Origin of the sequence: Limosilactobacillus ingluviei str. Autruche 4 (assembly GCF_000312405.1) — a bacterium.
Taxonomy (GTDB): domain Bacteria; phylum Bacillota; class Bacilli; order Lactobacillales; family Lactobacillaceae; genus Limosilactobacillus; species Limosilactobacillus ingluviei.
In genome coordinates this window covers 1-12,883 of sequence record NZ_HE997174.1, presented here as the reverse complement: position 1 = coordinate 12,883, position 12,883 = coordinate 1, and the positions used below count along the sequence as shown (strand labels likewise).

At 53.3% G+C, this 12,883-nt stretch carries 7 protein-coding genes and 1 rRNA gene; all 8 read left to right on the top strand.

Features of this window, described 5'->3' with window-relative positions; translation table 11 throughout:
- Positions 1-129: 129 nt before the first annotated feature.
- Positions 130-3,804, top strand: a complete 3,675-nt coding sequence (locus BN54_RS05830; protein ID WP_019206232.1) for a PD-(D/E)XK nuclease family protein — start codon at positions 130-132, stop codon at positions 3,802-3,804.
- A 7-nt stretch (positions 3,805-3,811) separates the two neighbouring features.
- Positions 3,812-7,624, top strand: coding sequence for a helicase-exonuclease AddAB subunit AddA (addA, locus tag BN54_RS05825; RefSeq protein ID WP_019206231.1), 3,813 nt, complete (start codon positions 3,812-3,814; stop codon positions 7,622-7,624).
- Positions 7,625-7,711: 87 nt separating this feature from the next.
- Positions 7,712-8,404 (top strand): hypothetical protein, encoded by a 693-nt coding sequence (locus BN54_RS05820; RefSeq protein ID WP_056954940.1) that lies wholly within the window; start codon positions 7,712-7,714, stop codon positions 8,402-8,404.
- 231 nt (positions 8,405-8,635) lie between these two features.
- Positions 8,636-9,931 (top strand): adenylosuccinate synthase, encoded by a 1,296-nt coding sequence (locus BN54_RS05815; protein WP_019206229.1) that lies wholly within the window; start codon positions 8,636-8,638, stop codon positions 9,929-9,931.
- A gap of 207 nt (positions 9,932-10,138) precedes the next feature.
- On the top strand, positions 10,139-10,675 hold the full coding sequence (gene pyrR / locus BN54_RS05810) for a bifunctional pyr operon transcriptional regulator/uracil phosphoribosyltransferase PyrR (protein ID WP_081583829.1): 537 nt from the start codon (positions 10,139-10,141) through the stop codon (positions 10,673-10,675).
- Between the two features lie 124 nt (positions 10,676-10,799).
- On the top strand, positions 10,800-11,522 hold the full coding sequence (gene pyrF / locus BN54_RS05805) for an orotidine-5'-phosphate decarboxylase (protein ID WP_019206227.1): 723 nt from the start codon (positions 10,800-10,802) through the stop codon (positions 11,520-11,522).
- A gap of 2 nt (positions 11,523-11,524) precedes the next feature.
- Complete coding sequence (gene pyrE, locus BN54_RS05800; protein ID WP_019206226.1) at positions 11,525-12,172, top strand: orotate phosphoribosyltransferase; 648 nt, start codon at positions 11,525-11,527, stop codon at positions 12,170-12,172.
- 418 nt (positions 12,173-12,590) lie between these two features.
- Positions 12,591-12,883 (top strand): 16S ribosomal RNA (locus tag BN54_RS05795); the annotation flags it as partial.

The following is a 12,883-nucleotide window of genomic DNA, read 5'->3' as shown; positions in this document are numbered from 1 at the left end:
CAAGGTTTGTCAACGAAAAATATTTACCATGCGAAAAGATTGGGTCAAACTTCACAAGTGGGCGGGAGACTGAAGCGTGTTAAAATAGCAAGGAAGACCTCGTTGCGTGTCAACTCGAAAGGATTACCCATGCCAAGTTTGCAATTTATTTTAGGGTCGGCGGCCGTTGATCACCAAGCGGCCTTGCTTGATCACTTGGCGGCTCAACTGGCCGCTCACCCCACGGATCGCTTTTTTTATTTGGTTCCGAACCACATTAAGTTTTCCACCGAAATCGACGTCTTAAGCCAATTAAAGGCCCGGCAAGCCAGTCCCATCTATGCCCAAACGCAAGTCCAAGTGTTGTCATTTTCGCGGCTGGCATGGTTTTTATTGCGCGACGTCCCGGCCTTTAATGCGCCCCGCATTTCGCCAACGGGCTTGACGATGGTCGTCGCGGCGATTGTCAAACAACTGACCCCGGCCCAGTTGCGCCTGTTTGCCAAGGAAGCACATCAGCCCGGCTTTATTCAAGACTTGACCAAGCAAGTGATGGAACTGCGTAACGCAAATATTGCGCCGGAAGATTACGATCAGATTAAACAGCGCAGTGCGGCGTGGGCCCAAGCCCATGGTCAAACGGATGCCGCCTTTGATGATAAATTGGCCGTGCTGTTTACGGTTTACCAACGGTTTATGGCTGCATTGGGCGACCAGTTAGCGACGCCAGACATCTATGATTTATTGATCCAAGCCTTGCGGCAAGGTGATTTTAGCACGACTCATTTTTACCTGGACCGCTACAACGCCCAGTTTTCGGCCAAGGAAGAACAAGTGGTGGAAGCGATGATTGAAAACGGGGCAACGACGACGGTAAGTTTGGTCTTGGACCGGCCCTATCGGGGGAGCCAGGTGCCGGATCCCAACCAGCTCTTTTATCAACCCGGCCTGATGTATCACCGCTTGGCACGCTTTGCCGAACAGCACGGTGCGATTACCTTTTTACCCGACGAATTTGCCAGCCGACCGCGGGTGGCCCCGGCCTTACAAGAGGTTGAACGGTGGCTGGCGGCTACCAGTCAGTTTACGACGCCTGCTCCGGCGCCAACTTTACCTCCGGCGGTTCACTTTATGACGGCCCCGACCCGGTTGGCAGAATTGAATGCGGTGGCAGCCAAGATTCGTCAGTTGGTGACTCACCAGCACTACCGGTACCGAGATTTTTTGGTCTTGACCCGGCGCTTGGATGGTTATGAAACGATGCTGCAGCCCGTCTTTGCGGCCCATGAAATTCCAGTCTTTAACGATAATGATCGGCCGATGAAGACGCACCCCTTGGTCACGTTGGTCCTCGGCCTGTTCCAGGTCCTGTGGGGGCATTTTCAATTAACGGATTTAATGCAAGTGCTTAAGACGGGGCTTTTGCTGCCGGCGGTGGAAGTGGCTGGACAGCCCTTAACGGCCGAGCAATTCAAGGCTGATCTGTATTTGACGGAGAATTGGGCCCTCAAGTACGGCAAGTCAGGGGCCAGTTGGTTAAGCACCAAACCCTTTGAATACACCCCCCATTTGGAAATAACCCCAGCGATGGAGCAAACGGCGTTGGGACAAGCAGAATTGCAAAAGCGAGCGCAGCTCAACCGGGTGAAGCACTATGTCAAAACCGAATTGGCGCCCTTTTTAGCCCAGTGGCGGCAAGCCAAGACCGGGCGCCAAGCCGCGCAATTGCTGTTTGAATTTTTACACCACCAGGGGGTCGAAAAACAACTGGCTGCCTGGGAACAAGCCGCCGTTGAGGCAGGTGAGCTGGCCCTTGGCCAAGAACCCCAACAGGTCTGGCAACTGTTTTGCCAACTGCTCGACGAATACGTCCTGGCCTTAGGCGATCAAACGCCGTTCAACCTGACGGATTTTCGGGATTTGTTGTTAGTGGGCTTCCAAACGGCAACGTATTCACAAATTCCGTCGACGATTGATCAGGTCTTGGTGTCAGAAAGCGGGATTACCCAGACGGAACGCCGGCAAGTGGTCTTCATCATTGGGGCGACTGATGATGTGATGCCCACCGTTCAATTGGAATCAGGCTTGCTGACCCCCGCTGAGCGGCAACGGTTGGCCCAAGGCTTGCGTGCGGATCAATACCTCCCCGTGGCGGGCTTAGAAAAGATTGCCAACGAGCCCTTTGTTAATTACTTGGCGATGATGACTCCGCAAGCCGAATTATACTTATCCGCTCCACTGCAAGGGGGCGAAGAAGAGCAGGTGGGGCTTTCGCCGTACTTGACCGGCTTGGCCGCGCATTTCAACCAGCCGATTACCGCCTTACCGGCGACCCCGGTGCCGCAAGCTGACTTTGCGGCGGTGGCGCCCTTTGTGTCGGCGCCCGCCGCGACCCGCTCGAACTTTATTCGGGTCCGGCGTTTAAAGCAGGATAATGCGCAGCCGTTGAGCAGCAGTTGGCGGTTAGTTGTCCGGTTGTTAAACCAACTGCAGCCGGATCGCCCGCCATTGTTGCCAGCGTACCACTACCAAAATGAGCCCCAGCCACTAACGCCGGCTTTGGCGGAGCAACTGTATGGTCACCTAGCGCCGGAATTGGTGGCCGCCCGGGCGGCCGCCCAACAAGCCGGCGCGCCGTTACCGGCCATTCCGCCGGAGCAAGCGCATAGCACCCTGTATACGTCAGTTTCCCAACTCCAAACCTTTTACCAAAATCCGTATGAATACTTCTTGAAGTACGGACTACGCTTGAAAAAGCGCGAAGAATTTGAAATCAGTCCCGCTGACTCGGGGACCTTCTACCATAACGTGATGGAGCACTTTATCGCGGCCAATCAACCGCACTTAGCCACCCTTGATGAGACTGCTTTGGCAAAGCAAACCGCTTTGGCCCTAGCGTGGGCCGAAAGCCAACAACCGCTCTTAGTGGAATTAAGTGATGAACAACGCCGGTTTGCCTACCAATTAAACCACTTAAAGCAGGTGGCGGCCGCAATGACCCGTCTCTTGGTCAACCAAGCCCAATTGAGTACGGCGACACCACTGCATACGGAGCAGACCTTTGGCACCACGACGGCAGCCTTGCCGCCCCTGGTTCACCGTTTAGCGGATCAAGTCCACCAAGTTCAAGTCCGGGGCCGGATTGACCGGATCGACCAAATTCAAACTGCCCAACAGACTTACCAGATGGTGCTTGATTACAAATCTGGTCAACGGCAGTTTGATTTGGTGCGGGCGCTCAGTGGGTTGGATTTACAGTTATTAACTTATTTAGCGGCCCTGCAGAACAGTGCGCCGACGACGAAGCTCGCGGGGGCCTTTTACCTGCACTTGGGCAATGAAGTCTTACGGGCCTCCGACTTAAAGCGCCGTTCCGCCGTGGCCAATACACTCCAAAATCACCGTTACAATGGGCTGATTTTAAATGATCCGGACCTGTTAACGGCCGTGGATACGGAGCTGGGGCAAACTGGGCGGGGGCAACTTTTGAAGGTCAGCTATACCAAAAGTAAGCAGACCTACCGCGCCAATCAGGGGAGCGCCCTGGTAACGCCGGCCCAATTAAAGTGGCTCTTGGACCAAAATACGGCCTTGATTACCAAAGCAGCCACGGCAATTTTAACGGGGGTCAATACCTTGGCCCCATACCGCTTGGTGGAAGCGACGACGGCCAGCAATGGGTTGACCAACAGTGACTTTTTGCCCATTTTTGCCTTTGATAATGTCTTAGACCAGGATAAGTTCCGTGACATTACGCTGAGCGAAGCGGCTGTAAAGCAACAATTACAAGCCTTGGATGAGCCAACAGAAAATAAGGAAGGATAGTTTTGCCATGGCAAATTTTACGCCAACGCCCCAACAAGCACGGGCAATCAGTGATCAAGACGTCGATATTTTGGTGTCAGCTTCAGCGGGCTCCGGGAAGACGGCGGTGCTGGTGGACCGGGTGATCGAACTGTTGAAGACGGACCCCACTTTAAACATTGACCAGTTTCTCTTGGTAACCTTTACCAAGGAAGCCGCCAAAAATATGCGGGACCGGATTCGCCAGCGGTTGCTAAACGACAGCGTCAACCAGCACCTCAAAGCACAATTGACGCGCTTGCCGCTGGCCAATATCAGTACGATTCACGCCTTTTGTGAGCAGATTATTAAGCAGTATTACTACGTCATCGGGCTGGACCCCAAGTACCGCTTGCTAACGGATGCGGCCGAGCAAAATCTGTTGCAAGAGCAAGTCTGGCAGGCGTTGGAAGAAGAGTGGCTAGGCCAAGCTGACCAGCAGTTTGCGGCCTTAAAGGCGGCTTTTCAAACGACTGCCAGTAACGTTGGCGAGGGTTTGGCAGAAGTGGTTTGGCAATTGGACACGGTGGCCAATGCCCAAGCCCACCCCCAAGCCTGGCTGGATCAACTGCTGGAAAATTACCGTTGCGAGGCCGCAATGACGACCAGTCCCTTTTATCAAACCCAGTTGCAACCGCTGGTGGCGGCGGCCTTGGCGGATTTGGCGCAGAAATTAACCACCCTGGTGGATGCGGTGCCGCCGGCCGGACCGTTTGGGAAAATTCAAACGATCTTGCAGGCGGATTTAACCCGGGTCAAAGACCTCCAAGCGGCGTTGCCGACGGCAGGTTGGGATCAGTTGGTCCACGCCTTTAGTCAGGCTAAGTTTGACCGGTGGAGTACAGCGGGGCTGAAAGAAGCGGCGGATAAAGAAGCCGCCGCGACCTTAAAAGCGCAGCGGGACGCTTTAAAAGACCAATTCACCAAGTTGGGTGAGCAGTACTTTAATGTTGATGAAGCGGTTTTGCTGCAACGGGTGGGGCAAGCCCGGGGGTTACTGGCGCAATTAATTGCGGTGACCAAAGAATTTCGGCAACGCTACCAAGGATTGAAGGCGGTACAACATTTGGTGGATTTTAGTGACCTGGAGCACTTTACTTACCAGATTTTAACGACGGAAACCTCGGCCGGACGCCAAGCCCAAGCCCAGTTGCGCCACCAATTTCGGGAAATCATGGTGGATGAATATCAAGACACCAATGCTTTGCAAGACGAGTTGGTCAAACAGCTTCATGATCCGGCCCAAAATCACTTGTTTATGGTGGGGGATGTTAAGCAGTCAATCTATCGCTTCCGCCAAGCGGATCCGACCCTCTTTTTAGCGCGTTACCGGCGCTATGCAGGGGCAGCAGCCGGCAATGAGGCGATTGACTTGGCAGAAAATTTCCGGTCCATGAACAGTGTGACCGATTTTGTCAACGTGATCTTTACCCAATTGATGGATGAAACGCTCGGCGAGTTAGCCTATGATCAAGCCGCTCAGCTCAAATACGCGGCGACGCGCTACGAAGCGGCGGATGATCCGCGCCCCGCGCCGGAGCTGCTCTTGTACGATGCCAGTGCGACGGAGACCCCCGATCCGGCCGTCGAGCACTATGTCGAACGGCAGGTGAATGATCCGGCGGCCGGGGAAGTCTGGCTGATTGGGCTGCGGATTCGACAAATGCTGGACCGTCACGAAACAATCTTTGATCAGACCACCGGCCAAATGCGCCCAATCGAACCCCGCGACATTGCCATCTTGGCGCGGACCAAGCAGTTGAATAACCAACTGGTGGAGCAGTTTGCCCGCTTGGAAATTCCGGTGGTGGTCCATGACGTAAAGAACTACTTTAAGGCGACGGAAGTGCAGACGATGTTGGCCCTGCTGAAAGTGATTGACAATCCAGCCCAGGATATTCCCCTGGTGGCGGTTTTGCGTTCGCCACTCGTCGGCTTGACGGAACGGGAACTGGCCTTGATTCGCTTGCAAGCCGTGGATGCCGATTACTATTCGGCCTTGGTGGCCACCCAGACGGCCTTGGCCAAGCCCGATTCGCGGGCAAAACTGGCGGCGCAATGGGCGGCTTGGGAGCTTTCGCAGCCGAGTGATCAAGGGCCAACCCCGGGCAATTTTGATCAGTTTGCGGGGAAAGTCCAACGGTTTCAAAAGCAATTGACCACCTTCCAGCAGGTCGCAGAACGGCAATCCTTAGTGGCTTTGATCTGGCAAATTTACCAGACGACCGATTACTTGGACTATGTTGCCGCTATGCCCGGGGGCAGTCAGCGGCAAGCCAACCTGCATGCCCTGTACCAACGGGCCAATGAGTATGAGCAAGGCGGTATGCGGGGGCTATACCGGTTTATTCATTTCATTGAACGCATGCAACGGCGCGATGATGACCTGGCCCAAGCGCCCGGCGAAGTTGTGGGCAATGCGGTCAACGTGATGACGATTCACGGCAGTAAGGGGCTGCAATTCCCGGTCGTCTTTTTAGTCAATAGCGCTCACCACTTTAATACCATGACCCAAACGGCGCCCCTGGTTGTAAATCCGCACGTTGGGGTGGGGATGCGCTTCAGCGTACCGGTGCCCGATGATCCGTTGACGCGCTATCGTTATGACTTACCCCAGCGCGCCGTGGTCTTGCGGTCGTTGTTGTACCAAGAACGGGCCGAAGAAATGCGGCTGTTGTACGTGGCGTTGACCCGGGCGGAACAACGCTTGATTATTACGGCCGGAACGGATCATGAGCCGGCCCAACTGGTCGCCAAGTGGCAAGCGGCGGCGACCGCAACTACCCAAGTCTTGCCAGCTGCCGTGCGTTTGCAGGCGAAGTCCTTTTTGGATTGGCTGGGCATGACGTTGGTCCGGACGGGGTTATTAACGCCGGCTACCTTTGCCAGCGAGGCGACCTGGCCGCAAACCGTATCGGTGCCTGCGCAGTTACGGTGTGTGGCCCAGGTTTATACGGCCAACCAGCTGGAAGCAGCGTTGGCGGCGTTAAAGGATCACCGGGGTCAAGCGGTGACGACGCCGGCGGAAACGCCGCTGACCCGGGCCCAACAACAATTTTTGGCCCAAACCTTACAAATGCAATACCCACACTTAGCGGCAACCAAAACGACGGCCTACCAATCGGTTTCGGCATTGCGGGAAGTTTTTGCTAGTCAGGATCCGGATGAAGCCCGGATGGGGCATTTGAGCTTTAACCAGCAAACCGTGCAAGAGGAAGGCCGCTATCTGCAAGGCGATTTTGGCCAACCGAGTTTCCTGGCGCAGGGGCCGCAAAAACCAACGGCAGCCGCGATTGGGACGGCGACGCACCTGGTCTTGGCGCAATTGGCTTTGACCACAGGGGTGGTAACGTCTGAGCAGGTCACGTCCAAGATCGATGAATTAGTGGCCAACGGCTTGATTGACAGTCCGCAGCTGGGCGCCGCGATTGATGTCGCGGGGATCGTCGCCTTTTATCAAACCCCTCTGGGGCAACAAATTTTGGCGCATCCCCGGCAAGTGCGGCGCGAGCAGCCCTTTTCAATGTTGTTGAACGGCAGCGACCTCTTTACCAATTTACAAGCTGATGATGGGGAATTGCTGATTCACGGGATCATCGACGGTTACTTGACTACCCCGGCGGGGATTGAATTGTTTGATTATAAGACCGACGAAATCAACGCGGATGACCCAACTCCTGTGATTGAACGCTACCGCGGGCAGTTGAACTTATACGCGGCCGCTTTGCACCAGATGACCGGCCAGCCAGTCTTACACCAGTATCTCTACTTAGTAAGGATTGGTGAATTAGTGGAAGTGTAGTATGCTAAAGATGGTTAAAAAATATTGGATAGGCGATCGGTAACGGGATCGCGATGAAAAATCCGAGGGGGCAAGAACGTAAAAAAAGTGGTAGTGCTGTCGGCCGTGGCCTTAGTAAGTTTGGGCTTGGTGGGCTGTGGCAAACAAAGCAATGCAACCAAGGCAGGCTCTGCAACGAGCAGCGCCGTGGTTGATCAGTACACGAAGGGTGAGTGGGCGCTGATGGCCTACATGAAGACCGGTGATATTTCGGCCCACGATTTGAAGAAAAATGTTGATCAGTTAACCTTAAAGCACAAGGGAAATCGCTATACCTTAAAGAATGATGTCCAGTCCTTTGTGTGTGAAATCAAGGGCAGCCAGGTTAAAGTAACCCTCCAGGATGCCGATGGACAGGACTTAAGTGACGTTTCGTACACCAAAAAGGAACTGGCCAAGCAATACCAGAGGGATTTGGCCACGATTGACCGGGTGTTAGGTAAACTGCAGGACCATCGAGCAGCCAGTTCGTCGTCCAGTGCCGATGAACCTAGTACCAGTGTGGCCAGTTCCAGTACCCCAACCAGCGCTTCGTCCAGTGCGGCCAGCTCCAACAGCCATACGAACACGAGCAATGCTGCGACGGGGACCCAGCCATCTAATGCCAATCCGGTACGCAATACTGGGAGCGGTAACGGTTATCAAGCACCGACCAATCCAGCGCCAGCCCCAACTCAAGCACCAAGTTATTCAGGTGGCAGTGCTGGGGGGACGGGGGCCCCAGGTATCAGTACGGAATAATCAGCGACTGCTTTTCGCTTGTTTCGGCGGAAAGCAGTTTTTTGTTGTTCGTTTGTGGATCTTACCATAGCCAAATGATTAATCTTTGTCGCCTTACCAAGGATTTAATCTGAATGTTCAAGGTTAAGTAGTGAAATAAAGTTCGGAAAAACTCTTGCAAAACCCGGTCCGTTTCGTTAGTATAATTAAGTAAGTGTGTGCTTATAATTTAAGCTAATGAGGTGGAAAAATATGGCATCAGTAGTAGTGGTAGGGAGTCAATGGGGAGACGAAGGCAAGGGGAAGATTACCGATTACCTTTGCCAAACCGCCACGATGGTTGTGCGTTCGCAAGGCGGTAACAATGCGGGGCACTCGATTGTCTTTCATGGTAAAAAGTACGGGCTGCGCCTGATGCCGTCGGGGATTTTTGGGGAAAAGACCCTGGCGATTATTGGCAACGGGGTCGTGGTAAATCCCAAGTCCCTGTTAGAAGAAATTCATTACCTGAATGCCGAAGGAATCAGTACCGCTAATCTGCGGATCTCCAACCGGGCCCACGTGGTGATGCCGTACCACGTTTTGCTGGATGAATACCAAGAAGCCGCTAAGGGGGATCACAAAGTCGGGACGACCAAGAACGGAATCGGCCCCGCTTACGTTGATAAGGTGGCCCGGGTCGGCATTCGGATGTGTGATTTATTGGAAAAGGACACCTTTACGGAGAAATTAAAGCTGAACCTGGCCGAAAAAAACGACCTCTTTACTAAGGTTTACGGGCAACCCGCTTTGGATTTTGAGGCCTTGTTTGAAGAGTTCTATGCCTATGGTCAAGAATTAGCACCGTACGTAACCGATACGGCAATTTTGGTAAATGAAGCCTTGGACCGGGGAGAACGTGTCCTGTTTGAAGGAGCGCAAGGGACGATGCTCGATATTGATGCCGGTACTTACCCTTACGTAACTTCTTCCACGCCCGTGGCGGGTGGCGCAGCGACCGGGGCCGGCGTCGGGCCCAATAAGTTGACCACTGTGGTGGGGATTTGCAAGGCCTACACGACCCGGGTCGGGGAAGGCCCCTTCCCAACGGAGTTATTTGATGAAGTCGGCGACCAATTACGGGAAACCGGTCATGAGTATGGGACGGTTACGGGGCGGCCCCGGCGGATTGGTTGGTTTGACAGTGTGGCGATGCGCCACGCCGTCCGGGTGGACGGGATCAACTACCTGTCCTTGAACTTGTTGGATGTCTTAACCGGCCAAAAGACGATCAAGATTGCCACGGCCTACGAGCTCAATGGGCAAACCATTGATTACTACCCGGCCAGCTTGAAAGAATTGGAAGCGGCCACCCCGGTGTATGAAGAATTACCAGGGTGGGATGAAGATATTACTCAGGCGAAGTCGTTAAGTGACTTGCCGGCTAATGCCCAAGCGTTCTTACGCCGGATTGAAGAGCTGACTAACGCTAAGCTAGCGACGGTTTCGGTGGGACCGGATCGGGATCAAACGATTATTGTCCGTGATGTCTGGCAAGCAGCAAAATAATGAAAGCAGATCGCGCGCGTTTTGGCGGCGCGATTTTTTCTTTCCCGGCGGAGGAGTTGACAGCGCCTAATTAGACGGGTAAACTGGATCGAAATAGGCCTTTTAATTGACCCGGTGAGGTCAAAAGGGGACGCGGAAAAATGAGCTGCTGCCCCCAAAGGGCGGCAGTTTTTTGAACCGGGAAAAATGCGGAAGGAGTGTTGGATGGTGGCGCACGAAATCGTTGATGGCTCCAGTATGAAGCGGGCGCTGACGCGGATTACCTATGAAATCATCGAGCAAAATAAAGGGGTGGATGACCTGGTCTTTGTTGGGATTAAGACCCGGGGGATCTACCTGGCCAAGCGCTTGGCTAAGCGGATGGAACAATTGGAAGGGGTCCAAGTGCCCGTGGGGTCATTGGACATTACCCTGTATCGGGATGATCGCCACCAACCCGACCACCACATTGAACCGACGGTGGAAAATGCCGACATTGCCGTCGACATTACTGATAAGCACGTGATTTTGGTTGATGACGTGCTTTACACGGGCCGGACGGTGCGGGCGGCCTTGGATGCCTTGATGGATTTGGGCCGACCAAAGCGGATTTCGTTAGCGGTCTTGGTTGACCGGGGCCACCGGGAATTACCGATTCGGCCGGACTTTGTGGGGAAGAATATCCCGACTTCCAATGCTGAAACGGTTCACGTGGCAGTCGAAGAATACGATGGTCACGAAGACATTTCAATTGATAATAAATAGAATTTCCACTATTTAAGGACTCCAGTGAGGGTGCAATGGTGGGGGCTTTTTTAGTCCACCGGCGGGGCAGTCTCAAATCCGAGACTGTCTTTTTTGTTACCCAGAGCGGGGAAAGGAGAATATGATGCAACGATTTGCGCCAATGGTGGCGATTGATGTGGCTACGCAAGCAGAGGCTTTGGCCTTATTTGATCAGTTCGCGGGGTTAACCCCGGCCCCGATCGTTAAATTGGGGATGGAATTGTACTATGCCGCGGGACCGACGATTGTAAAGGAGGGCCGCCGCCGGGGCTTTGCCGTCTTCTTGGATTTGAAATTATACGATATTCCCAACACGGTCGGCCGGGCAATGCATGCCTTAGGGAAGTTGGGGGTTAGTTTTGTGACCGTGCATGCCGCCGGCGGCAGTGAAATGCTGCAAGCAGCCTTGACGGGCCTGCAAACGGGGGCCAAAGAAGCGGGCCTGCCGCAACCATACTTACTGGCAATCACGGAGTTGACGTCGATTGATCAGCGAATTATGAATGAAGAACAAGGCATCCCGGGGCCAGTTGCGGCCACTGTTCAACGCTATGCGCGATTGGCTGAACAAGTGGGGTTAGCCGGGGTAGTTTGCTCGGCCCAAGAAGTGCAGGCAATTCGTGAAGTTACGGGTGAGCACTTCTTGTGTGTCACCCCGGGAATTCGACCGGTGGGAGCGGCAAAGGGGGATCAAAAGCGGGTCGTAACCCCAAGCCAAGCGCATCAATTAGGGGCCAACGCGATTGTTTGTGGTCGGCCGATTACGCAGGCGCCGGTTCCGCGGGCCGCCTATCAACAAATTGCAGTGGAATTCATGGAGGGATAAAGATGTTGGGACAACGGGAAATTGTAGCGAAGAACTTATTGGACATTCGGGCCGTTACGTTACGACCGGAAGCGCCCTTTACTTGGGCTAGTGGATTGAAGGCCCCGATCTATACTGATAACCGGCTGACGATTTCGTATCCGTGGGTTCGCCGCAATATTTACATTGGGATGATTGATCACATTAAGGCTCACTTTGGGGTTGAAAACGTGGATGTCATTGCGGGGACGGCGACAGCGGGGATTCCGCACGCAACTTTAGTGGCTGAACGGCTGCAAAAGCCCTTGATTTATGTTCGTTCAAAGCCCAAGGATCACGGGCAAGGCCGGCAAATCGAAGGGGTCTTAAAGGCGGGGCAAAAAGTTGTTGTCATCGATGATTTATTATCGACCGGCGGGAGCGTTTTGAACGCGGTCAAAGCAGTGCAAGCGGCGGGCGGTGAAGTGTTGGGGGTCGTAGCAATTTTTAGTTACGAATTGCCGGCGCTCACGGCTAACTTTGCGGCGGCCAAGCTCCCGTTTTACACCGTTACCAATTACACGACCCTCATTGATGAAGCCATCAAGCAGGGGATTGTTTCTGACGATCAAAAAGCAAGCTTGCACGCGTGGCGTCAAGCGCCCGAACGCTGGTCGCAGCAGCAAGATTAGTAGGAGAAAAGCTGGTTGCGGCTGGCTTTTTATTTTTTTGCTAAAAAGGGCTTGACGGATCCTAAGGAGACGGGTATAGTTATATATCGTTGTCACCGCGATAAAGCTTCGGCGTTGCGGTGGCGACGACAAGAACTTCAAAATTGTTGTTGACAAAGATTTGAGTTCTTGGTAATATATAAGAGTTGTCGCTGAGCTTCAGCGAAAGAACTTCTTCAAAAAAGTTCTTGACACCAACTTGATAGTTATGATATAATGATCAAGTTGCTGATTTAAAACAACAAACTGGTAGACCTTTGAAAACTGAATAAAGTTTCGACGAATCAAATGTGTAGGGTCCTTAATCATTGATTAAGGCAATAACATTTGCGAAGTCAATTCGCTTAATTTATTTTTGAGAGCTACTCAAGTTCTTGTTTTATATGAGAGTTTGATCCTGGCTCAGGATGAACGCCGGCGGTGTGCCTAATACATGCAAGTCGAACGCGTTGGCCCAACTGATTGATTGTGCTTGCACATGATTGACGTTGGTTTCCCAACGAGTGGCGGACGGGTGAGTAACACGTAGGCAACCTGCCCCGAAGCGGGGGACAACATTTGGAAACAAGTGCTAATACCGCATAACAACTTTGACCGCCTGGTCAAAGTTTAAAAGATGGTTTCGGCTATCACTTCGGGATGGGCCTGCGGCGCATTAGCTTGTTGGTGAGG